The following is a 24,782-nucleotide window of genomic DNA, read 5'->3' on the forward strand; positions in this document are numbered from 1 at the left end:
TTTAATTTTAATACAATGTTAAAATCTTCAGTTGATTAATAATCAAATCTGAAGGTTGCAAAGAAATAATTATTGCTGTACTTCTTAGTCTGAAAAATATTATCTATATCGTTGTAAACATATTTGAATTCAAAAAAGAACTGCTTCAGCGGTTCAATTTTTAAATTAGCAGTTAAAATATTTCTGTTAATTCTGTTGCCGTCAAGAAATCTTGTTGAGTTAGGATAATTATCCCCTATACCGTTATTAATATTTCCGCCATAGTTAATCACAACTGTCCCCGTGGAATCATAAACAATTCCTTCACCCGAGCGCTGGAACTGGTATTGCAAATCAACCTTAACTCTTTGAGAAACATTGTAAGCCAGCTTCAATGCTACTTCATCTGAGTTAGGTCCCAGCTTTGCGCCGAGAGGCATAGCCCAGTTAGTGTAAGTTGTTTTGAGTGAGCGGTGTGTGTAAACAAACGGGTCAAGATGCGTGTACTCAAGTGCGCCGGTTAAGTTAGGAATATTAAAAGCGTTGTTCCATATCGTGCCAAGCTGCCATCCGAATTTTGTATCGGCAGGAATATATCCCCCGGGATTTGTAATTGCGCCAAGGCTTAACTCATCCACAAGTAATGTTCCCTGAACTGCAACATTCTTTGCAGGTTGAACTTCCATATCAATTCCAAACATATTATTGTTAGGATTTGAATTCACGACATCATTGTAATCAACAGAAATTAAAAAGCTTACAGGATTTAAATTTGAAAAACTGAATGACTGCGATGCCGTTACAAGCGCTTCCCAGAATCCTATTCTGAACTTAGGAGAAAAATTTACATCAAGTCTGTGAGTAGCAATATTTTTATTTTGTATATCATGACCAAGTGAATCGCCCTTCAAACCTCCATAGGTAAATGAGTAACGCAAAGCTTTATACTGAAGCTTAAGATTTATGAAATCAAACGGAACAGTATTATTTGATAAATATAATTTATCGATGTAGCCGAACCCCTGATACATTGCTTCACGTCCTATTGTTAAAGATAACCAGTTGCTTTGTGTCTGATAACGCAAGTATCCCTCGAATGAATCGAAGTAACCTTCAGTCGGGAATTTTCTGCTTGCTGCAAGGCGCGGGTCAGTAAGTTTTCCGAAGGCAACGGCTCTGTCGTCTCCTGACATCTTGCTGCCGTTTGAAGCACGTAAATAAAATCCTACTGAGTTAAAAAGTGTTCCGCGAAATCTGAGACCAAGCTCACCAAGACTTAAAGAATTACTTCCGATTGTATCTCCCGATGAACGTCTGTAAGAGTAGCTCCACATTCCATCGACAAAAAACGAAGCATTGGAATCCAGATATTTATACAAATATTTCTGTTTATCATTTGAAAACATTTTCTTGCTATCCAAGCCTTCCAGAAATTCAGATGTCTTTACATTATTTACTTTTCCTAAATCATATTCAAACTCATTTAAATATTCGGCAAGAATTTTTTTATCTACTGATGTTAAAGAACTTTTATTGTCATTTATAGTAACAAGAAATTTTCCGATCTCACCGCGTGATATGGGAATAACAGAGGAGTTATAATCAATTACCTGGGCTATCTGCATTCTCTTTAAAAAATCATAAACCGGATGAGAAGGTGAAACCATTTCTACCTGTGAAAATAATGCTGCGGGCAATAAAAAAATTATTGCAATAAAAAAATGTAATCTAAATTTCATTGGAAAAAGTTTGGTTGGGAGTTGGGTATATATTAAAAGTGAGGTTATGCGCTTCTGGCTCTTTTAAATATTATGTTGTGAAAAGCTTTAAAGAAATATTTAATATCAGTTAATATAGGAGACTTCTCATAGGAATCCAGATATCTTTTTTCAGATTCGATAATCTCATCAAGTGTATGCGGCATATCTGCATAGTATGGCGGAACGAGTCCCGGTTTGTAGCGCCCTCTTTTTTCTTTTAGCTCTTCATCGTATAAATTAAAATAGTGAAGACTCAAAGGTCTTACACCAACAAGCTTAAGTTCGCCTTTAAGCATGTTGTAAATCATAGGAAATTCATCCAGCCATATTTTTCTGAACAGTCTGCCTGCAGTTGTGATTCGGAAATCATTTTCAAACTTACCGCCCTTTTTCAGTTTGTGTTTATTATAAATATATTCCTGAAGATACTCAGCATAAGGATGCATTGTGCGGAACTTATAAACACGGATAATTTTTCCGTTCTTACCTACTCTTCTCATTTTAATAAGCGGGCCGTAGCTTGGCTTCATATCATAAGAAGGGTCTTTCACTTTTCTTGTTACAAAGAAAAGATGATTGTTTATTTCTTTATACTCGATAATTTCAAAACCGCACGATACAAGTCTGCCCAGAGTTTCTGCAACAGAAAGCACTCTGTTTCTTCCCTTAGTAAGCGCAAAATAAATTCTCTTTGTTACTGACCATTTAGGAAAAACTCTTTTTAATATGTAATCGCAAGTATAGTATGGATACGAAATTATTTTAGGAAATTTTTTGAGAATTCTATGTTTACGTTCATAAGCAGTTTCAACAAAACTGATAAATTTTCCGCCCGGTTCAAGTTTTTCGTTTACCTTTTCAAAAAATTTATTCAGATGCCTTACATCATTTATTCTCTGAAGATTTACAATATATGGCTGTGACGGAGAAAGATATTCAAGCTGAGTTCTTTCCTTTGCTGTATGGATATTAGAGACATCGAATCTTGAAATGTGCTTATTAATATATTTCAGAACATCTCTATCAGGCTTGTATGTGATTTCCGGTTTGACATGCTTTACGAATTGCAGGTCAGTTGATTCAATGGTGGGAGCCGCCGTAAGTTCGATATCTGACTTAGAAATATTTAACATTTAAGGGGCGATTAATAAAAAATTTTGTATCATGAACAAAATTCACGATTAAATCGAATTCAATATACTTTAAAATTTAGTAAAAAACAAATAAAAGAAAGCCTGTTTGTTTACACAAAAATTTAGATTTTTAGGTAGTTTTATCTCGTAAATTTTAAAAAAATAGTGCTTTAAAATCTAAAAAAATGTTTAATTTTCCGCTTTTGTATCTTCGTTTTTCTAAAACTTTTTAATTATTTCCTTATCTGATTTCCATTTTTCGGCGCTTTCCGGGAATTTTTCATATAACCATAACTGCAAAGCTGTCAGGTCAACAGTCTTATCCAGCATGTTTTTTCTTCTCTCCTGCCATTCCTTTTTCAAATCAGGAATACTCATCAGTTCTTCAACTTTTGTAAACAATTTTTCCCTGTCTTGCGTTTTTATTCCGAATCCAAGCTTATAGTTAAGTTCCATATCGTTCAGATAACCAATTTTTCCGACGAAATCATTAAAGCGGATATATGGAACACCGAGCATTCCGGCTTCGCAGGACATTGTCTGCGAGTCGCCAATAAACAAACTTGCTCCGGATAGTATATGTGTAATTTCAACGGGATTAATTTTCAGTCTGTACTTTTCAAACTCTTCAAGTACGGGGCGCTCAGAGTTTATAATTACTCTCCCTTTTTTCTCAAGTATTGAAATCAGTCTGCGGCAGTCATCGTTAGTAATTCCGGTTTTGCCTACATCATGCGTTGCAGTCAAAGATACAAGACGTATTATAAAATAAGTCTCGTTTTCTAATCCGTATTTTTTAAGTATCTCTGTGTTTGGTTTGAACTGATTGGGATGCAGATAAGCAGAAGCCTTGAATCCTTCAAATCCTATTTTCTTGTAATTATATTTTTCAAAATCTGTAATGGCAGGAGCTAAAATATATGAGCACGCTTTTGCCAGGATAAACGATTCCGGCACTGCACTAAGGTCATCATCCTGAAATAAAATGGAAGGCACACCTTTTATTCTTCCGACTATTGCAAGCAAGTCGTCAGTAACAAATAAATCGTATTTTTTGCCTCGTGTAATTTTTAAAAGACGAAGAATTGTGCGTATGAGATTTATTCCTGCTCCCATGTAAGTTGGTAGATTTTTCATCTTCCTTCCTTGCGGGAAAATGTTCGTGTACTTCCACCCTTCTTTTTTTACAAGGTCTTCCAGAACATCTTTTGTGGTAATCGCAATTTCAACATCGTGTCCGTGCTTAATGAGTTCATTTACAGTGTTTCTGTACAGATGATACTTAGAAGGATGAACAAAAAAGAAAAGAAATCTCAAGGGGTTATACTAAATTTTTATACAGCTTTGGAATTTTATTAACAGTCTTAATCGTATTTTCAAAATCAACATTTACAATATCAAAGTACCACTTCATTGTATCGTAACGGGGGAAGTTTTCTGTTTCAATTAATCTCATGCCTTCTTCACGTGAAATCATTCCTTCACGTATCTGATTGCTTCTGAATGTATCGAACTCCGAAAATCCTGCCACAGTGTAATAAACATAATTATAAAACGCGGCTGTTCCGTCACCTATTCTCCATGAAGATTTCGTGTCAGTTGCAAGCTCCCAGTCATATTCATTTATCAAAGTATCTTCGATAAGTTTTTCATTCCATTGAGTGTAATCAAATAAATGATAATAATCTTTTTTCGGAGCAATGTATCTGACAAAGAATGAACCGAAAGTATCCGGGATAGAAGAATTTAAATAAGAAGGATTAGTTACAAAATTTTTTCCGATGTGAGTAAACAATTTTAATCCATTCAGAATACTTAAAGAATAAATTCTCTTTTTTTCAAAATCGAAATCAATGCCGCTGAAGCCGACTTTAAAATCAGTGTTCTCCAGAGCATTAATTCCCCAGATATTTAAATCAATTCCGGTGTGTTTTTTTACCTCATTGCAGTGATAGAAAAAATATTTATCACCTGCCATAAAGAGCGGGATCATTCCAAGGTCAGGCTGCTTTAGCCATGCTTCAATATTTTTTCTTATGTTATCACGCTTAACTTTTATATCTGCGGAGACAAGAATATTTTCTACTCCAAGCTGACCGCATATTCTTGCAATGTTCCTGCGCGCTAAATCGGTTACCATTCCCCAGTCATAAGTGAATGCAATCGGATTTAAACCAAGCTCTTTTTTAATAACATGCAACGCATACGATGAATCTCTTCCTCCGCTGAACGGAACAATGCAATCCTGCTTTCCGTCTTTTCTTCTGTAAGGAGCGACTAAATTTTCAAGAGCGCTTAACGGCTTCGGTTGATTTACCGGCTTATAATTATTGCAAATATTACAGACACCGTTTGAATCATATTTTATAAATGGAAACGTTTCAGGCAGTAAACACTTAGTACATCTTTTTAATTTTTTAATCGAATCTAAATTGAACTCAAGCAGCGCTTTAAGCTTCGCTTCTTCCGATGCGCTTATATTAGGAGCAATGTATGGCTTAGTTCCTTCCGGCTTGTAATCTATTTTAAAATTTTTCTTAACATCAAAGTTTATATTTTTGCTTTCATACGGCTCATGAGTTTTTATATATTCGCATTCGAGAGTCTTTATATTATAAAGCTGACCTGTAAACGGCTGCACCTGTTTTATAGTATGATCACCAAGTGTAGTTCTAATATAGTTTATTTGCATCAGTTCCTGAAGAAAATATTCTTCCGAAGCAAAAACCATAATATCATTTCGTGCATTATTAATTACATAAAGCGAACCGCAGTTAGTTACTAACGATAAACAATTTTTATCATTGAATAAAAATGCGATTGATGCAGCGCCTTTAATTAAATTAAAAGTCTGTACAAATGAATCAGCAAGTGTATGTCCATCGCTAATAAATTTTCTGAGTAAAGAAAGCAGAACTTCAGTATCAACTTCAAACTCTCTGTTTAAATCAGTGAACGTTTCCCATAAATCCTCAACGTTTGTTATTATTCCGTTATGAATACCGACTATACCGTCTTTAATTACAGGCTGGTTATTAAAATCGAGAAGCTGCGTTCCGTTTGTGACTAATCGCGAGTGACCGATTAATGCGAAAGGATTTTTTACAAGAGAGCTTAAACCTTTTTCATTTACTCCTGTTGACTCATAAAAAAACTTGTCGAACTTTCCGTCATCAATTAATTTAGAAACAGTCTCTGCACCCTTTATAACTGAAATTTTTTCTGCTTCCGAATTATAAATAGAAAATCCCGCAGATTCTTTTCCGCGAGATTCAGAAAAAAGTGCAAGCTCTTCAGTTAACTTTTTTACAAACTTATAATCGTAATCAGAATTTTCTTTTACAATTAATCCGAATATTCCGCACATATTTTATTAAGAATAAATATTTTTATTTTCGTACTGTAATCTTGTTAAGGCAAGAAACATCCATGCCTGCGACCACCTCATGTATGGTATTTTTATTGAGTAATTTTTCAGCTTCCTGTAGTAAAATCTTCCGTCATTTTTATCCTGCATGTTTTCTATTGTCCACTCTGCAATTTTATTTGCAAAGGGCAGATACTCACTATCGTAATCTTTCAGCATAGAGAAAGTAATTATTCCCTGTGACTGATTGTGTATTTCTACCGGATAAACTTTCGGAAGTCTCCAGAGTGACTGGCCGTTCTCAAAGAATTGCTCCTTTTTATAATACTCTAATCCTTTAGCAATTGAATTTTTATATTCATCGTTTTCCAATCCGGCGTATTTACAAATTTCAGAAATACATTCCACATTATATCCCTGATGAAAATCCGTCTGAGGAAGTTCTTTCCCTGTCTTTAAATCAAGCTCGTAATTCCAGAGTCCGTTCGGGAGCTGATAGCTTACAACAAAATCTACAATTCGTTTTGCTTTATTTTTTAATTCTTCGTTTCCGTCGAGATGATAAATCTTTGATAACACTTCTCCCCCGAGCAAAGTTGCATTGTAACATGCATCCTTCATGACAGGAGTATAACTTATGCAGAATCCTCTTTCGTTTTCTATTGAAGGCAGATCTTTTAAAAGAAAATCAGTGATGCCTATTAAAACTTCTTTTGCCTTTTCATTCTTGGTAGTAAGGTAATACTGAAAAATCCCTTTGGCTACAAAAGATGTTGCAACGATGTTCGGTACATACGGCTTTACATATTTAACAGGATTTGCCCACCCAAAATTATATCCCCAGCAATAACCTGAGTATCCTTTTGAATAATTTTCAATTAACCACTTAAATAGCATCTCCATCGTCTCTCTAGCTTTTTCATCCTTAGTAATTTCATATTGCAATGAGTAAGCATACAATAGAAGTCCGTGGCTTTTAGGATTAATACCTTTTTTAATACCAAGCAGCGGACGGATATTAACGGGATTTCTTTTCTGAACCTGTATTGCAATTGCAGGAATCCACTTTCCCATTTTATCCATAGGAATAAATGAGTTCAGCGTATCATAAGGATCGTAACCTTTAAAATTTTCTTTCTCTATAAAAGAACGGACTTTATCTACTGAGTTATCTATTGTATCGTTACTAAAATTCAAAGACGCAAATTAAAATAGTAAATATCATTTTCAGTTGATAACAGTTTTCACTCTGTTTGCCAGCATTTGCGTAAACATTTCCGAACCCTGCGCATTTAAATGAATATGATCTTTGAATAATTCTTTTTTATGGAAGTAATTTTCATCAGAGGAATAATCCCAGAACTCAACGTTCATTTCACCTGCAATTCTTGATGCAATTTTAATTGTCTCAGAGGAGCTTTTTTGGTAATAAGGAGAAACTACCACTACTAATTTTACAGAAGAAGACTTCAGTGTTGAAATAAAATTTTTATATGCGTTGACCTTAATAGAATCTATATTCTCCTGCTGAACGATTGTTACTTCAATATCATTCGGCATTGAACCGATAAGAGGAACATATCCCTTATTTTGCGTAGAAGGATTACTTTTATTTCCTAAAATCATGCTTATAAATTTTGAATTATAAGGATATGTTTTGGAAACCAATTTTATTTTTTCATATGGAGAAATAAGGTCTATTGTGCTTTCAAGCTCTTGTTTGTGTTCGGCATAGTAAGGTAATAAAACACTAAGCTTTTCATAGCTGCTCTGGGAATAAATGAAATCGCGGTCAGTTATATCCAGTATAATACATTTGGGAGTATATCTTTTTAAAACACATTTCAAAACAGCATCATTAAATAAAATACCCTGTCCGTCTGCTCCTGTATTGAAGGCAGTTTTACCCAAAGTTTTTTCCATTATAGATGGAACATAGTGATGACTGCATCTTGAAGAGCCCATCATTAACACTTCATCTTTTGAGCTATTAATAGTATAAGTTATGCTGTAATCCGGTCCTGAAGTTTCTGAAAAATAAAAATGATTCATTACCTTGCCTATCAGAAAATCGATTGCAAGGAAAATCAATATCAGTGCTATAAGCCGTGTAAAAAAAAGTAAATACTTATTCATTTTAAAATTGGAAGTAAATGAATTGGCCGCCATCAAACACGCCGAAAATTATAATTAAAAATATAAGCATTAAATAAATACTGTATCTGACTACAACGTTTTCGTTGTTCATAAATTTAAACTTCGCTCCGGAATATTCCTGTCTGAATTCAATAATAAGCAGTATCAATATACCCATTAATGAATATGTTATATTTGTAGCGTCAATAAATAGCGGTCCGTGTAATTTAAGAATACTGGAAAGAATGTAGAATCCGTCATGAACATTGTTTGCTCTGAAGAAAATCCAGGAGATAGATACAAAGGCAAATGTAATTAATATGCTTAATAAATTTCTTAGAGAATGAAATTTATTTCCGAAAATAGCATTGGCAATTTTTGTTCTGATGTTTTTAGTAGCGAGTAAGAACACGAGGTAAAGCCCGTTAAGACCGCCCCAGATTAAATATGTCCAGTTTGCTCCGTGCCACAATCCGCTGATAAGAAATACGATAAACAAATTAAAGTATAATCTTGGAATAGCTACCCTGTTGCCGCCTAACGGAATATAGAAATAATCTTTAAACCATGTCGATAATGAAATATGCCACCTTCCCCAGAACTCATGAATCGAACGGGAGAAATATGGTCTGTTAAAATTTGTCATCAGATCAAATCCCATCACACGCGCTGAACCAATTGCAATATCTGAGTAACCTGAGAAGTCGCAATAAATCTGAAACGCAAAGAATATTGTTGCTAATATAAAAGTTAATCCTGAATGATTTTCAACATTAGTATAAACTGCATTTACATATATAGAGAGTCTATCGGCAATAACAATTTTTTTGAAGAATCCCCAAAGCATTAACCTTAATCCGCTGACAACTCTTTTAATTTCAAACTCATGCTTTTCATAGAATTGATGCAGAAGGTTTTGCGGTCTTTCAATAGGTCCTGCAACTAACTGAGGATAGAACATAACATACAAAGCATAAATCCCAAAGTGACGTTCCGCTTTTTGTTTGCCTCTGTAAACCTCAATTGTATAACTCATTGCCTGGAACGTATGAAATGAAAGTCCTATAGGAAGTAAAATTGTTAAGAATGGCAGACTGTTTTTTAAATGGACCGTCCCCATAGCAATCGTGAGGTTCTCATTTAAAAAATTATAATATTTAAAAAATGCAAGGACACCTATATTGGCAATAAGACTATAAATCAAATACAGTTTTTTCTTCGGACGCGGTGTTTTTTCCAGATATATACCCGCAAAATAATCTATGACTATGGTGAACGCCAGAATAAGAATATAAACGGGATAAAAGAACATATAGAAATAACAGCTTGCTGCCAGCAATAAGAACCACCTGAACTTATGCGGCAATATAAAGTAAGCTGCAGTTACTATTATAAAGAAAAAAACAAACGGAAATGAATTAAAAATCATTCTTAGATATTATTCAATAAGAGAAAGTCGATCAAAAAAGTTGACCGGATTAAAAGTTAGATTATGCTTTTTTTAGTTTTAATGGAATCTATTACATCAAAAGTTGCTTTTGTTGAATCATAAATTTCCTCGAATGAAATAGGAGTCGGTTTTCCTTTTTCTACGGCTTCTATAAATTCTTTTATTTCCTGTGCGTGTCCTTTATCCTGCTTGCCGGATTTATTGCTCTTAACTTCTTTACCGTACGTTTTCACTTCTCTGAAATCATCAACAATCATAACTTTGTTTGCATAAAATACTTCAATGTTTTCTTTTGGTAACGAATTCGCTCCATTCGAGAAATAACATATAGAGCCAATTGAGCCGTTCAAAAATCCCATATTAATTGTAAGCGTATCCATTAAGTAAGGATTGTTTTCCATACTTATTGCATTTATAAAATTTATTTTAGAACCCGAAAGATACATCACCAAATCTATAAAGTGGCAAACCTCACCGATAATTCTTCCGCCGCCGATTTCTTTATCCTGCACCCAATGGTCTTTCGGCATATTGCCTGCATTGATTCGGTAATTAATTGCCTTCGGAATTCCTTTATCCATCGTGCTCATTATTTTCTGAATAGCAGGTGAAAATCTTCTGTTATATCCAACCATCAGATGAAGATTATTTTTTGCTTTATATAACTCAGCTATTCTTTCCAGCTCTTCACGGTTCATGCATAACGGTTTTTCAACAAAAACATTCTTATTATTTTTTAATCCGTCTACTACATTTGCTGCATGTAAATTGTGACGTGTCGCTATAAATATTGTATTAATCTTATCATCTGAAAATATTTTATCAGCTTCGCCTGTAGAGTATTGAAAGCCATATTTATCTGCAATACCTTTTGCTGTATTGCCGCGCGCTGTTGCAACTCCAACCATATCAGCATGTAACTTTACATTCGGAAGAAGGTAATTCTGCGCAAAAGAACCAGCGCCTACAAATCCGATTTTTGTTTTCGTTCCTTTATGTTCTCCTTTGCTTTGTTTGGTTTCACTTCCGTTAATTACTTCATCTTCATACTTTAAAAGAATTCCTACAAACGGTTCACTCTTTGAAAGAATCATATCATAAGCTTTCTTGGCGTCTTCAAATTCAAATACATGTGTGATAAGAGGTTCAAGCACTAATTTTTTTCTATCTACGAGTTCTATATAAGATTCCATATTACGGTTCTCCGTCCATCTCACGTATTCATAAGGGTAATCAATTCCTTTTTCTTCATAAGCTCTGTCATACCTTCCGGGACCATAAGAGCATGACATTCTTAAATCCAGCTCTTTCTTAAAATAATTTACTCTGTCAAAACCTGTCGGGACTGCGCCGACAATTATAATTTTTGCTTTCCTTCTGGCGACTGCACCGGCAAACTCCACGGGGTCAAGTGAACTTGTACCTGCCGTTATAATGACACCATCTGCACCGAACCCTTTTGTTGATTCTTTTATTATTCCTTCAAGGTCATCGCGATTACGCAGGTATGATTTACCAATACCGATTTTATTTGCAAGGTCAACCTGGCTTTGACTTATATCTACACCTAAAGCTTTTATTCCCGATGCTTCCAGTATCTGCATCGTCAACTGCCCTATTAATCCCAAACCAATTACAACTGCTGTCTCACCGAAAGTAAGTTCTGCCTGTCTTATTCCCTGAATTGCAATTGAAGCTATCGTTGTAATCGCACCGAATTTTAAATCTACTGTCTTAGGTATTTTTACACAAAGATTTTTATATACAGAAACTATATCAGCGTGATAGGCGCCTTCACCTCCGCATGCAACATAATCCCCCACTTTAAAATCATATACATCATCTGCTACTGCAAGTACTTCTCCAGCGCAGCTGTATCCTAACGGTGAAGGAGCTTCAAGTTTACTCATTACAACATTGTATGTTTCGCTGAAGCCGCTGGATTTAATCATTTCAATTACCTGCTGTACTTCTTTTTTTCTTGATTTTGCTTTGGCAATTAATCCCATGCGCGCATCTGAAACCGTTTTGCCCTCAGTGCCTGCGCTTATCAATGAATAGTGATTTCTGACTAATATCTGTCCGCTTCCCAGTGCAGGAACCGGAACATCCATTACTTCCATATGCCCTGATTTCAATTGTTGTGTAAGTTGCTCCATGTAATAATTATAGTCCTATTTTATTTTAAAATTTTGTTGAGTGTTATCGAAAAAAGTCCTAAACCAGATTTCATTAGTCAATAATCTCCATATCAGCTGCGAGTTATCCTGAATACCTTTTTTATTATTTTCTATTAATTGAGAAACATATTTGGGATTATAAATCCCGCGCTTCTTCATAGATTCCTCTGATAAAATATCTCCTACCATTTCTGCAAGAGGACCTTTCAGCCATGCTCTCATTGGCGCGCTGAACGGGGCTTTAGGTCTGTGAATAATTTCGTTCGTAAGATAATTTTCGGAAACTTTTTTCAATAAATATTTCTGAATATTTTTTTGTATCCTCATTTCAGGAGGAAGAGTAAACATAAACTCAATTATTCTGTGGTCTGTAAGCGGAGGTCTTCCTTCCACACTGGCTGCCATTGCAGCTTTATCCGAGTAAGTCAAATTGTGGTCAGGTAAATAAACACGGGTATCATTCAGGCACATCTTTGTAAGATATGACATGTCGTTATCATTAAATAATTCTTTTTCTCTCTTATAAAAAAATGTATCGGGTAGATTATAAGGACAATTGGTAAAATATTCATTGAAATTTTTATCTGTAAGCGCAACATTCCCCGATGAAATATACCTATCCAATCTTGACATATTAGAATAATTAAAAAATTCCTTAGCCCATCTTATATATTTAAAATTTTTCTTTGCCGAAGATTGAGGAATTTTAGAAACTGTATATCTAAACATGGAATCTACAAAACCTGGGACATATTTTTGATAATGGTCTAAAGCCAGGCAAGCAAGATACGAACGATAACCTCCAAAAATTTCATCGCCGCCCATTCCATTTAATAATACAACTATACCGTGATCACGCGCTGCTTGTGAAATAAGATATGTATTGATTGCAGAAGGGTCCGCAATTGGTTCATCAAGATGCCATATCATTTTAGGCAATAAATCAATTACATCGGGCTCGATTAAAATTTCAATATGTTCAAACTTTAATTTTTTTGCTACCTGCTGTGCGTAGTAACTGTCATCAACATTTCCCTGAAGTTTTAAATCATCCTGATTAAATTTTATTGTAAAAGATTTTATTTCTTTTCTTGTATTCTTCACCATCAAGGCGGCTATTATAGAGGAGTCAAGTCCGCCGCTCAATAACAATCCTACGGGTACATCTGCAACCATCTGATATTCGGTGGCGCTGAGCAATAATTCTTCCAGCTGCTCTGCAGCATGTTCTTCTTTTATTGAATTATTTTCCGACGGATTAATTTTCCAGTACTCCTGAATATCAAGCTTTCCGTACTGAAAAGTAAAACAATGTCCGGGTAATAACTTGGAAACATTTTTAAACCCTGTTTTGGGTGATATCTGAAAGTGTATTGGAGTATAAATTGCATCGTAATCTACTTCCACCGGTAAAAAACCTGAAGCAAGAATAGATTTTATTTCAGAGCCGAAGATAAACGCATCACCCGAGTGAGAATAATAGAATGGTTTTATGCCTGCTCTATCCCGGGCGCCAAATAACTTTTTACTGACGGAATCATAGATTGTAAAAGCAAACATTCCGTTTAACTTATCGAGAGATTTAACTCCCCACTCTTCATATGCTTTGAGAATTACTTCAGTATCCGAATGGGATTTAAATCTGTATCCAAGAGAAGCAAGTTCATTTCGGATTTCTTTATAGTTATAAATTTCCCCGTTAAAAGTTATCCATAGCGTTCCGTTATCGTTTGCCATTGGCTGATGACCTGCGGGACTTAAATCAATTATAGATAATCTTCTATGACCGAATCCTGTATTGGAATCCTGAAACCATTTCATTCCGGAATCGTCGGGGCCGCGATGCTCAATTATAGATGTAATTTTCTGTAAGACAATTTCATCTCCCCAGTTTATTATTCCGGTTATTCCGCACATATTACAAAAATATTTTTATTAATCTTCTTAATTAAAATTTAATTTACTACCGATGTAAATATTTTTTCAATTCTTCTTGCTACATTTGAAGATAGGAAATGATTTCTTGAATACTCGTAGTTATTTAATGCAATTTTTTTCATTAGTTCAGTATCAGAAAATAAATTATCTGCAAACTGATAGAAACATTTCGGATCTTTGCTGTCGGTAAAATAACCGTTTTCACCGTTTACAAAAAAGTCTTTCAATCCGCCCACCTCTCTTGTAATGACTGGAAGCCCGAAAGCCATAGCTTCGCAGACTGTAACAGGCATACCCTCAGTATATGATGGAAGGAAAAAAATGTGTGATGTTACAAACTCATGTATCTTTTCATTCCCGGTCAAATGTCCTGTAATATTTATATTTTTTATCTTATGGTCATCTATATATTTGATAACTTTAGCTTCTTCGAGTCCGTCTCCTGCGATTGTAAGTTTTATATTTCTGTATTTCTTCTGGAGCAGTACAAATGTATCTATTGTTTCATAAATACCCTTTGCTACCTCTATTCTTGAAAGAAATAATATTTTTGGTGTTACAATATTTGAAAATTTTTGTTCAATATTTGTTGTATTGAAATTTTTAACTAATTCTGAATCTACTAAAGTCGTTTCAATATATACTGGCTTATCGTATCCCCATTCTATTAATTTATCTTTGAACTCCGAAGATAATACTATGGAGCATTTAGCTTTGAAAAAGATTTTCTTAAAAGTCTCTATGAAAGTATTCTCAAGTTTATTCTGAAATGTCTTTTTCCAGCCTCTGTAAAAAACAACTACATCGATTTTATAAAATGAGGCTGCAAGAATAAAGAGGCAGTCTCTTATTACTGAAATATCATCAAGCGAAGTAGAGGTTTGAATCAATGAGTACTTTCTCTTTCTTATAATTCTTATGAAATTAAAAATATCTAAAACCGATTGTCCTAAATCTTTAAAGTAAGGCTGCCTGTAAGGATAATTTCTAGCTCCTCTTACAAAATAATCTACAGGCATTTGAAACTCTTTTTTTATAGAATAATAGTAGTTTGAAATTCCGCCTCTTGCATTTTCTCCCGGGACCAGGATAAGAATTTTCTTTTGGTCTTTAAATTCTGCAGTTTCCGGTACGCCGTGTTTCTTATTATTTTTTTCTAATACTTCATCAAAAATTTTTTCTATTCTTAAAGCTACTTTATCCGATAGGAATTTTTCTGCTGCATAATTAAAATTATTTTGTGAGATTTTTCTGAGTAAAGCTTTATCTTTTAACAATTTTTCAATGAATCCCGCAAATACTTCCGGATCTTTGCTGTTAGTAAAATATCCGTTCACATCATTCTCAAAAAAATCTACCAGCCCGCCAACTTTTCTGGTGACAACGGGCAAGCCAAATGCCATAGCTTCAAGTACCGTATTCGGCATACCCTCAGAGTATGAAGGGAAAAGATAAATATGGCTGTTTTTAAAACACCGAATTTTTTCTTCTCCTGAAACATGTCCCAAAAGACTTACACCTTTTATTCCCTGCGACTTAATGTAATTTCCAACGTTATCAGTTTCTCTGCCGTCTCCTGCAATTGTTAATTTTGCGTTTGGATAGCTTTCTTTTAAAAGAGAGTACGCATCAAGGGTTTCATATATCCCCTTAGCAGCTTCAATCCGTGCAAGGAATAAAATATTAATATTCTCCGCTCCGTTATATTTAGATTCAATTTCATCTTTATTTAAATCCTTTACTAACTCCTTATTTACTAAAGTAGTCTCTAAATAAATTTTCTTTTTATATCCCCATTGAATTAGTTTTTTCCTGAAGTCAGATGATAGTTCAATAATTGCATCAGCTTTAAAATAAACAATTTTAAATAATCCTAAATATTTTTTCTCAAGTTTTTGAGCAAAGCTCTGGTCCCATCCTCTGAAAAACACAATAACTTTCATTTTATAGCGCTTAGCAAGAACTATAAACATAAAATCCCGGATTAACGATACGTCATCAAATGCAGTTGTAGTCTGCAATAAAGAAAATTCTTTTTTTCTTATTTTTTTATAAAATCTCCATAAATCTTTAAATGGCTGAATAGCATCTTTTAAAATAGATTCTCTGAAGGGATATGTTCGGGAACCTCTTAAAAAATACTCAACTTCATGCTTAAACTCTTTTTTAATTGAGTAATAATAGTTAGTGATGCCTCCTCTTGCATTTTCACCCGGAACAAGTATTAATATTTTATCTTTGCTACTTTCAGTCATTCTTTCTGTTACAAATCTCCTGCAAAACAATCAGCATCCAAATTATATTACTATTATCTTTTTTACCAAGGGAATTCTCTGTTATGAAATTTTTAATTGCGGATTCATTCAGACCGAAATCATTCTTGTACAATTTTTCCAATCTCTCTTTCATTTCAGGTTCTTTGAACCATTCAACTAGGGGTACTCTGAATCCTTTCTTCGAAGCTTTCAATAAAGATGGAGGCAGCAGCTTTTTCCCGATTGTATTTCTTAATATACTTTTTCTCTCAAGTCTTTCCATCTTAACACTTTTATCTATTCCAACCGAAAATTCAACAAGCCTGTGATCTATAAAAGGAACACGTGCTTCAAGTGAGTGCGCCATAGACATTCTGTCTACTTTTACAAGATAATCTTCAGGAAGAAAAAGTTTAAAATTTAAAAACATTAATTTATAAAAATCTCCTTTATAGCTGCAGTGTGAAAGCAAATCGTTTGTATAGTCCTCAATAGAATAAATATCGTTTCTGTTTTTGAATAAATTTTTTACCGAACTGATTTCATTAGTGGGCATACGCTCTATCATACTTGAAGCAAAATCAAGGTTTGCAGTCCTGAATAATCTTTCATATCTGTTTATTCTGTACCGCATTGTCCCTCTGGTAGATTTCGAAACCAAACCTAAAGCACCCGGTACAACTTCTCGGACGAAACCCGGTACTTTTTTATAATAAGAGGAAAGCTTAACTCCCTGAAAAGAAGGGTAACCTGAAAGTACTTCATCACCTCCGTCACCGGTAAGAACCATCTTGACATATTTTCGTGCAAACTGCGATACAATTCCTGTCGGGATTGCAGAAGAATCTCCGAACGGTTCATCATAATGATACAAAACCTTATTTAAAGATTCATCAAATGATTCCGGAATTACGTTATAAACATGATGATTAGTATTAAATTTATCCGCGACATCCTGTGCGAGATCTTTTTCATCAAATGCAGATTGTTCGTATCCTATCGTAAATGTTTCTACCGGATATTTTGAAATTTCTGACATCATTGCAACGATACTGGCGGAATCAAGTCCCCCGCTGAGCAGCGCTCCGAAAGGAACATCACTTCTCATTCTTATATCAATGGAATTTTTCAGCAGTGATTCAAACTCTTCATAAATGGCTGGTTTGTTTTTAGCCATGCTCCTTTCATCAATTTCAGGCAGGTCCCAGTATTTATGTTCCTTTACGTCATTATCTTTTATTATAAGATAATGTCCCGGCATTAACTTTTTAATATTTTTAAAAAATGTAAACGGGGCAGGAATGAATTTCAGGAAGAAATATAACTCAACTAACGATAAATCTTTTTCATCCGGAACTCCAAAAGCAAACAGGCTTTTTATTTCAGAACCAAATATAAATGTATTATTAAAGACGGAATAGTGTATAGGTTTTTCACCTAATCTATCCCTTGAAACAAATAAATATTTTTCTTTGTCATCCCATATGGCAAACCCCCAGCAGCCGTTTAATTTCGATTGGCAGGCTGTTCCCCATTGCTGATAGGCATGAATTATTACCTCAGTATCGGAAGTTGTCCGGAATTTATGTCCTAAAGATCTTAATTCTTCTTTTAGTTCTATATAATTATAAATCTCTCCGTTAAAAACTAAAGCAATAGTCTTATCATCACTGAACATCGGCTGGTCACCGGTGGATAAATCTATTATAGATAGTCTTCTGTGACCCAGCGCTAAATTTTTATCAATAAAAAATCCTTCTCCGTCAGGTCCGCGATGAGCAATAACATCAGTCATTCTCTTTGCAATTTCCTTTGAAGCAAATTTTTCTTTATCAAAATTTATATATCCTGCTATTCCGCACATTATATCTTCATACCGATTTCGTTATACAACTTTTCTATTTCTTCAAAAGTGTATTTTGAGTTTACCAGTTTCAAATGTTCCTTTAATTCTTCCCGTGAGAATCTGCATTTTATTGTTTTCGAAGGACTGCCGACATTTATAGAATAAGGAGGAACGGATTTTGTTACCATTGAACCTGCCCCGATAACTGAACCCTCACACGCTTTCACACCTTTTAAAATCATTGCTCTTGCTCCAACCCAAACATCATTTTCAAAAATCACCGGAATATTTTTCCCTCCGGTATGAACAAATCTCATTGGTTTACCCACAACACTTATATTATGATCACCTCCCATTACCATTACTTCAGGACCAAACATCACATTGTCACCAATTTTTACAGGAACAATTGCTGCAATCACAGACTTATCCCCTATAAATACATTATCACCGACTTCAATTTTGCGATGGTCTGAAAATGTACAGTTAGAACCAAACTTAAAATTTTTCCCATGACTTTTAAGTGAATACCGTGTTAAATAAAATTTTAACGGCCATAAGAAATTTGGTATCGCTCTGAGTACCCAGCTTAATTTTGTAGGATTAATATTAATCAAAATAATTTAAATAATATTTTTTTTCCAAACGGTTGTATTTATGTAATCAGTATATGAAATAATAATACGCACAACTTTATCGGAAACGTTATCCATTGAATAATCTTTCACATGATGGAATTTAGTTTTTTGATTTTCTTCGTACTCAAGCTGCTTCAACCCGTTTATTACCAAGTCCGGATTCATTCCCACCATCATTACAGCTGACTCTTCCATACCTTCCGGTCTTTCATGCGCTTCTCTGATATTCAAAGCAGGAAATTTAAGTATTGATGACTCTTCCGTTATTGTTCCGCTGTCTGAAAGTACTGCTTTTGAATTCTTCTGAAGCTTAACATAATCAGTAAACGAAAACGGCTTAAGAAATTGTATAAGAGGATTAAATTCAAGCTTACCTTCTTCAATTCTTTTTCTTGTTCTCGGATGTGTGGATAAAATTACAGGCATCTTATATAATTCAGCAATCTCATTTAAAATTTTAACAAGATTTGAAAAATTTCTGTCTGAGCTTATATTTTCTTCCCGGTGAGAAGAAACTACAAAATAATTTTTTGGTGTTAGTGAAAGATGTTTTAATATTTCGGAGTTTTCAATTTTGTCTGAAAAATAATTCAGCACCTCATACATAGGACTTCCTGTTTTTATTATTCTATCGGCAGGCAATCCTTCCCTCAACAAATATTCTCTTGCAATATCGCTGTATGTCAAATTTATATCGCTGATGTGGTCAACAATTTTCCTGTTTGTTTCTTCAGGCACTCTCTGGTCGAAACACCTGTTGCCGGCTTCCATATGAAAAATAGGAATTTTTCTTTTCTTAGCATTAAGACAGCAAAGACAGCTGTTAGTATCTCCCAGAACCAGAAAGGCATCGGGTTTTTCTTTTTCTAAAACTTCATCTATGTTAACTATAGTGTTGCCAATTGTCGTTGAAGCATTATTGCTCGACGCATTAAGAAAATGGTCAGGCTTTCTAAGCTCCATATCATCGAAAAAAATCTGGTTGAGCTCATAATCATAATTTTGCCCCGTATGGACGAGTATATGCTCAATCGCAGGAGAACTATCCAGCTTGTTTAAAACTCTTGCCAGCCTTATAATTTCAGGTCTGGTACCTACAACTGTCATTACTTTTAATTTTTTATGCTCAGACATTATAATTTATTAAACGTTTTCAAAATAAGTGTCGGGATTTGCTTCGTCATAAAATTCATTTATCCAGAAGACAGTAAAAAGCTCATCACTCCCTACATTTTTAATATTATGCGTGTACCATATAGGCATATCTACATACGAAGGTTCATCTCCGTTCAGATGAAAAGTATAAACTTTATCGGTATTAATTTTTCTGAATTCAATTACAGCTTTACCTTTTATAACTGCAAATCTTTCGACTTTTCTTGTATGAAAATGATTTCCTCTTACTATATCTGGTTTAGTAGTTGAAAAAGAAATCTGTCCGCCTGAGTGTAATTTCACAAGTTCAATAAATACACCTCTATTGTCTTCGTTTCTTTTTAGTTTATACGGGAAAAAACTCTCAGGATTTATATAGCTTCTGAAAGTATTGAACAGGTCAATGGAAAACTTATCATCTAAAGCAGGTATAATACCTTTATCGCAATACAAGCTTTGAAAGTTCATAAGCTTGGCAAGTATTTCAGTCACAAGAAAACTATCAGTAGCTTTTATAACATGCTTTGGCTCATTTGTTTTATTAATTATACAATCTATGATTTCCTTGCAAAGGTCATCAACATAAATCAGATTAAGTTTTTTATCAACAAGAATCTCCGGCATTCCCCCGCTGCAAAGCAGATCAGAAAAAGTTGCAACTACGGAATTGTATTTTGGCTTTCCGAACGGACCGAACACATTTGATATAATCAGTCCGGAAAAAACAGAACCTGTTTCTTTAGACCAATCGGTAAATAATTCCCGGGCTTTTCTTTTTGAGTTACCGTAAGCATTATCTTCTTCCTCCTGAGTAGAAGAAGCAAAAATAAGATGCGTAGGATTTTTTTTATTCCTTAGAGCTGTAATTAAATCAGTTGCAAGCCTTAGATTTGTTTCTAAAATCTCATTCGGATTCGAGCTTCTGTTCAACCCTGCTAAGTGAACTACTACGTCACACTCAGCAACCCATTTATTTAAAGCATCCGGCTCATCGAAAAATTCTTTTTCAAACGGAATTAATTGAAATCTATCTTTTGACAGACTAATTCTGTTATATAAATTGGAGCCGATAAATCCGTTTTGCCCGGTGATACCGATTTTTACCATATTAGTAATTTGTTATTAAAAAATTTCAGCAGGAATTTTTCCGCTTTGATAAAAAACCTTTAATTATTATTTGCTCTTCTAATTAACAGCATTTGCAGTGAGAAACTTCAGGAGTTTTGCAGATTGAACTTTATAGTTAAATACATTTTTAGCAGCCTTCTTTCCATTCATGCCCATTTCTTTATATCTATCGTAATCAGAAAGAATCTTCTCAATTGCAGATGCTAAAGCAGCACTGTCATCAGGAGGAATAATCAACGCCTCTTTTTCGTTTTCTAAAACTTTACTCACATCACTAATATCTGTAACAACAACCGGAGTACCGCTTGCCAGATATTCTCCCAATTTTGTCGGAAATCCAAAATCAGCTTGAGGTGATGAAGGCCTTGCAAGAACTGCCATAACTGAGTTTTGAAGAAAAGTTACAATCTCATCTCCGCTAAGATAACTCGTGACTTCAATTTTTGATTCAAGCTTATGTTCAGAAATCAGTTTATCCATCTCTGTTTTATAATCTGAAAAATATGAACCTGCTAACTTTAATCTGATACCAGGATAATTTTTTGAAACAACGGAAAGTGCATTTATTAAATCAGAGACTCCGTCTTTATGCTGATTTATAGAACCACAGTATGCAATGTAACCGTTAGTTATATTCTTGTTGATTTCATTATCAAATGTTGAAAACCGTTCGTAATCAACAGTCATACTAATAATTTCTACGTTTTTATTGAACTGACTTACATATGAAAACAATGCTGAAGAGATAACGTAGCACATATCATATTTTGCTATGTGCTTTTCATAAATTTTTACTTCCAGAGGATCATTTGTATAAACTTTGACATCTTCAGTCAACTCCAGCACAGTAGTATACTTTTTTATTTTGGATATCAACAGAACAATATTATCAACAAACCAGAATTTTCTTTTTGACTGATAATTTATAACAATATCATTTTTTCCGGCAAAAAGAGTTAACCATAAAATCAAATTTATTGTACCTATGTAAAGCGCTGCTATGTTATTGAATTTTCCTTCACGTTGAGACTTAACTGTAAAAAAACTAAGATTTGAATATTCCAAATATTCTGTCTTTAGTTTCAGAGACTTGCTTGGAACCAGACCCCATATTTTTACATGTTTTGTAATTAATCCCAGACCTTTAGCTAACGAGCTTAACCTGTTTACACCTGCATCAGCTTTTAAGTTAAAATCCTGTAATGTTATAAATATTATTTTTCGATCGGAAAGGCTCATTAATCTTTAACTATTGAATCAAGCTTGCTCAAGATTTTCAACAAGCTTACCTTGCGATCTTAATAAAGGAACTCGTCTTCGGATTGGTTCTTTAGCCCAGAAAGTATGATTATCAAATCTTACCAAGAACATAAAGCATAAAGCCATAAAGAACGGTTTTTGGAAAAGACCTTGAGAGTAGCCAAGTACCAGCATTCCCGCTAATATAGCAAATGGAAAGAGTGTATTAAATTTATGTTTTCTGCAGTAAGCTCTGTACGATAAAAACATCATCAAAAAATAATATGAAAATCCGACTAATCCAAACTCAGCCAATAACAGTGTCGTTCCGTTATTACCTGTATTTTCTTCATCACTAACCTGAAAAAATCTTCCTATACCAAAAATTGGAGAAGAAAAAAAGTTGTTCAGATTAATTTGACCACTGACAATCCTGGAGTAAACTTTCTCCGTACCGGCTTTTTTGGAATCCGAATACATTTTATTTACCTTTTCCTCCATGAAATCCAGTCTTGAATATAGATTAAGGAAGATAAAAATAAGTAACGGCATTAGTATAAAAGAATAAATGCTTCTATATGAAATAAGAATGTAGATACAAATAAAAATAAAGAAAGCAAGGTAAGCGGTAGTAGATTGAGTTGTCAGAATAGCAATAAGGAAAATAATATTTTTCTTATTGAAGAATTTTTTATTTCTTACAATGTTAAAAGTCAGAGCGATGAATAAAAAAACAGAGAATCCGCCCGGTTCCCAAAATGGTCCCGAATTTCTCGGTATCTCAACCTTCCATCCAAGCTCCATAGTATAGATAATAAAATGCTGACGATTAGGTTGAAAAATTGTAATTTTATCAAACCAGGGAGTAATGTTTGCAAAAATATAATCTGCTAAGCCGGGATTTGCAAAAATCAATCCTGTTACAATTAAGCTGATAACCGAGAAGAAATATATTTGATTTACAATGTACCTGTCGATCTGGCTTCCTATAATTTTTACAGTGAAATAAGCAAAATAAATTCGCATGAAATATGCGACAATGATGCTCAATATAAATTTATCATAGGCCAGAACATGAAGCCCGAATAAAGCAAGGAAGACAAGATTGTAAGAAACGATAACACGATCAAATCTTTTCCCCTTCCCAATGAAAATTAACATTGATAAGAAAAAGCCGACAATTAAATACTCATTACCGAACAATATGGGCATGGAAGACACACCCATTAAAAGATATAACAGAAAATGGTTTAAAAAAGAATTCTCAGTTTTTTTCTGTAGTAAGAGATTATTCTGCATCTAGAGCTAAACTTGTTTTTGATTTCAAAATATTATTTCTCATTCTTGAATTACTATTCAGAATATTTTTGTATTCAAAGTTTAAATGAGGTTTAAAATTAATCAAGTACATGAATGAAAGTCCGATAAAAAAAGGTTTTTGGAAAATTCCTTGGGAATAGCCAAGTATTAAAATAGAAATAATTATTACAAAAGGATACTTATTGTTAAAATTCAAAGCCTTACAGTAATTTTTGTAAGAAGCATACATGCAAATCATATAATAACTGAATCCCACAATTCCAAACTCTGCAAGAAGCAGAGTTGTTCCGTTGTTCCCGGTGTTTTCTTCATCTTCAATTTGAAAGAACCTGCCGATACCAAATATAGGAGAGGAAAGGAAATTACTGAAATTAATATTTCCGCTTACAATTCGTGAGTTTACTCTTTCTTTATAAGCAATTTGTGATTCAGAGTACATTTTTTCTACTTTACCTTCCATAAAATCCAGTTTTGAGTAGAGGTTAAAAAACACAATAACTAAAATTGGAAGTACTACTGCAGAATATATTAACTTGTAGCGAATAACAATAAATAAAATTACAAATACGAATAAAGCCAGATATGCTGAAGTTGACTGCGTTGTAATAATTGACAGAAAAAAAATAATATTCTTTAAATTTACAATTTTCTTGTGGCGCGCTATATTAAAAAAAAGTGCTACAAAAAGAAAAATCGCAAACCCTCCCGGTTCCCAGAAGGGTCCGGAGTTTCGTGGTATATCCAGCTTCCAACCCAACTCCATTGTATAAATTATAAAATGCTGTCTATTAGGATGGAAATAAGTAAGTCTATCAAAAAAAGGAGTGATTTCCGAATTTACAAAATCAATTAACTGAGGGAATAAATAAAATAAAAAAGTAATGATGAGACTTATAATAGCAAAAAAATAAATCTGATTTATAATGTATCTGTCTGAATTTTTCCCGACAATTTTTATTATAAAATATGCCAGAAATATCCTCAGGAAATACGCTATAAAAATTGAATATATAAACTGATTATAAACAAATATGTGTACGAAGAACAAACCAAGGAAGGCCAAAGAATAACTTATAATAAACGAGTCTATCTTTAAACCCTTCAGAAAAAAAATTACGAGAGCTAAAAAAAAACTTATAATTAAAAAAGGATTCCCGATCAAAATAGGAATTGAAGAAATTCCCATCAGCAAGAAAATCATGAAGTGATTTAGAAATGCTGATTCCCTGGGAGCAGAATATAAATTGAACATTTATTT

General features: G+C 33.9%; 17 protein-coding genes. All 17 read right to left on the reverse strand.

What is annotated here, in order from left to right; translation table 11 throughout:
• Positions 1-35: 35 nt before the first annotated feature.
• The 17 genes from JST55_04835 to JST55_04915 all read right to left on the reverse strand — a co-directional run bounded on the left by JST55_04835 (position 36) and on the right by JST55_04915 (position 24,776).
• Positions 36-1,718, reverse strand: a complete 1,683-nt coding sequence (locus JST55_04835) for a hypothetical protein (protein ID MBS1492807.1) — start codon at positions 1,716-1,718, stop codon at positions 36-38.
• Positions 1,719-1,762: 44 nt separating this feature from the next.
• Positions 1,763-2,872: a sugar transferase gene (locus JST55_04840; protein MBS1492808.1), complete on the reverse strand. Its 1,110-nt coding sequence runs from the start codon at positions 2,870-2,872 to the stop codon at positions 1,763-1,765.
• Between the two features lie 219 nt (positions 2,873-3,091).
• The gene (locus JST55_04845; protein ID MBS1492809.1) at positions 3,092-4,189 is read right to left on the reverse strand and encodes a DUF354 domain-containing protein; all 1,098 of its coding nucleotides are present in this window, start codon (positions 4,187-4,189) and stop codon (positions 3,092-3,094) included.
• Between the two features lie 4 nt (positions 4,190-4,193).
• Positions 4,194-6,239, reverse strand: a complete 2,046-nt coding sequence (locus JST55_04850; protein ID MBS1492810.1) for a hypothetical protein — start codon at positions 6,237-6,239, stop codon at positions 4,194-4,196.
• 6 nt (positions 6,240-6,245) lie between these two features.
• Positions 6,246-7,436: a hypothetical protein gene (locus JST55_04855; protein MBS1492811.1), complete on the reverse strand. Its 1,191-nt coding sequence runs from the start codon at positions 7,434-7,436 to the stop codon at positions 6,246-6,248.
• Positions 7,437-7,466: 30 nt separating this feature from the next.
• Complete coding sequence (locus JST55_04860; GenBank protein ID MBS1492812.1) at positions 7,467-8,375, reverse strand: hypothetical protein; 909 nt, start codon at positions 8,373-8,375, stop codon at positions 7,467-7,469.
• A 1-nt stretch (position 8,376) separates the two neighbouring features.
• The gene (locus JST55_04865) at positions 8,377-9,804 is read right to left on the reverse strand and encodes an MBOAT family protein (GenBank protein MBS1492813.1); all 1,428 of its coding nucleotides are present in this window, start codon (positions 9,802-9,804) and stop codon (positions 8,377-8,379) included.
• A gap of 56 nt (positions 9,805-9,860) precedes the next feature.
• On the reverse strand, positions 9,861-11,984 hold the full coding sequence (locus JST55_04870) for a bi-domain-containing oxidoreductase (protein MBS1492814.1): 2,124 nt from the start codon (positions 11,982-11,984) through the stop codon (positions 9,861-9,863).
• Positions 11,985-11,999: 15 nt separating this feature from the next.
• A complete protein-coding gene (gene asnB / locus JST55_04875; GenBank protein MBS1492815.1) occupies positions 12,000-13,922 on the reverse strand; it encodes an asparagine synthase (glutamine-hydrolyzing) in 1,923 nt (640 codons plus the stop codon).
• A 38-nt stretch (positions 13,923-13,960) separates the two neighbouring features.
• Positions 13,961-16,198, reverse strand: a complete 2,238-nt coding sequence (locus JST55_04880; GenBank protein ID MBS1492816.1) for a glycosyltransferase family 4 protein — start codon at positions 16,196-16,198, stop codon at positions 13,961-13,963.
• Positions 16,191-18,062: an asparagine synthase (glutamine-hydrolyzing) gene (gene asnB / locus JST55_04885; protein ID MBS1492817.1), complete on the reverse strand. Its 1,872-nt coding sequence runs from the start codon at positions 18,060-18,062 to the stop codon at positions 16,191-16,193. Before asnB (JST55_04885) ends, JST55_04880 begins: the two co-directional genes overlap by 8 nt.
• Positions 18,062-18,661 carry an acyltransferase gene (locus JST55_04890; GenBank protein ID MBS1492818.1) on the reverse strand — a complete coding sequence of 200 codons (600 nt, stop codon included), beginning with the start codon at positions 18,659-18,661 and terminating at the stop codon, positions 18,062-18,064. The genes asnB (JST55_04885) and JST55_04890 overlap by 1 nt, the downstream gene beginning before the upstream one ends.
• A 6-nt stretch (positions 18,662-18,667) precedes the next feature.
• Positions 18,668-19,816, reverse strand: coding sequence for a UDP-N-acetylglucosamine 2-epimerase (non-hydrolyzing) (gene wecB / locus JST55_04895; GenBank protein ID MBS1492819.1), 1,149 nt, complete (start codon positions 19,814-19,816; stop codon positions 18,668-18,670).
• A 9-nt stretch (positions 19,817-19,825) separates the two neighbouring features.
• Positions 19,826-20,944: an NAD-dependent epimerase/dehydratase family protein gene (locus JST55_04900; GenBank protein MBS1492820.1), complete on the reverse strand. Its 1,119-nt coding sequence runs from the start codon at positions 20,942-20,944 to the stop codon at positions 19,826-19,828.
• Positions 20,945-21,022: 78 nt separating this feature from the next.
• Positions 21,023-22,204 (reverse strand): glycosyltransferase, encoded by a 1,182-nt coding sequence (locus tag JST55_04905; GenBank protein MBS1492821.1) that lies wholly within the window; start codon positions 22,202-22,204, stop codon positions 21,023-21,025.
• 18 nt (positions 22,205-22,222) lie between these two features.
• Positions 22,223-23,503: a hypothetical protein gene (locus tag JST55_04910; protein ID MBS1492822.1), complete on the reverse strand. Its 1,281-nt coding sequence runs from the start codon at positions 23,501-23,503 to the stop codon at positions 22,223-22,225.
• Complete coding sequence (locus tag JST55_04915) at positions 23,493-24,776, reverse strand: O-antigen ligase family protein (protein ID MBS1492823.1); 1,284 nt, start codon at positions 24,774-24,776, stop codon at positions 23,493-23,495. The genes JST55_04910 and JST55_04915 overlap by 11 nt, the downstream gene beginning before the upstream one ends.
• Positions 24,777-24,782: the final 6 nt, after the last annotated feature.

The sequence above is a fragment of the Bacteroidota bacterium genome, from assembly GCA_018266835.1.
Classification (GTDB): Bacteria; Bacteroidota; Ignavibacteria; order Tepidaquicellales; family Tepidaquicellaceae; genus JAFDZO01.

Excerpts from the sequence above, each read along its gene's own strand:
- JST55_04835 (MBS1492807.1), bottom strand. The coding sequence starts at position 1,718 with ATGAAATTTAGATTACATTTTTTTATTGCAATAATTTTTTTATTGCCC.
- JST55_04840 (MBS1492808.1), bottom strand. The coding sequence starts at position 2,872 with ATGTTAAATATTTCTAAGTCAGATATCGAACTTACGGCGGCTCCCACC.
- JST55_04850 (MBS1492810.1), bottom strand. The coding sequence starts at position 6,239 with ATGTGCGGAATATTCGGATTAATTGTAAAAGAAAATTCTGATTACGAT.
- JST55_04860 (MBS1492812.1), bottom strand. The coding sequence starts at position 8,375 with ATGAATAAGTATTTACTTTTTTTTACACGGCTTATAGCACTGATATTG.
- JST55_04865 (MBS1492813.1), bottom strand. The coding sequence starts at position 9,804 with ATGATTTTTAATTCATTTCCGTTTGTTTTTTTCTTTATAATAGTAACT.
- JST55_04870 (MBS1492814.1), bottom strand. The coding sequence starts at position 11,984 with ATGGAGCAACTTACACAACAATTGAAATCAGGGCATATGGAAGTAATG.
- asnB (MBS1492815.1), bottom strand. The coding sequence starts at position 13,922 with ATGTGCGGAATAACCGGAATAATAAACTGGGGAGATGAAATTGTCTTA.
- JST55_04880 (MBS1492816.1), bottom strand. The coding sequence starts at position 16,198 with ATGACTGAAAGTAGCAAAGATAAAATATTAATACTTGTTCCGGGTGAA.
- asnB (MBS1492817.1), bottom strand. The coding sequence starts at position 18,062 with ATGTGCGGAATAGCAGGATATATAAATTTTGATAAAGAAAAATTTGCT.
- wecB (MBS1492819.1), bottom strand. The coding sequence starts at position 19,816 with ATGTCTGAGCATAAAAAATTAAAAGTAATGACAGTTGTAGGTACCAGA.
- JST55_04900 (MBS1492820.1), bottom strand. The coding sequence starts at position 20,944 with ATGGTAAAAATCGGTATCACCGGGCAAAACGGATTTATCGGCTCCAAT.
- JST55_04905 (MBS1492821.1), bottom strand. The coding sequence starts at position 22,204 with ATGAGCCTTTCCGATCGAAAAATAATATTTATAACATTACAGGATTTT.
- JST55_04910 (MBS1492822.1), bottom strand. The coding sequence starts at position 23,503 with ATGCAGAATAATCTCTTACTACAGAAAAAAACTGAGAATTCTTTTTTA.
- JST55_04915 (MBS1492823.1), bottom strand. The coding sequence starts at position 24,776 with ATGTTCAATTTATATTCTGCTCCCAGGGAATCAGCATTTCTAAATCAC.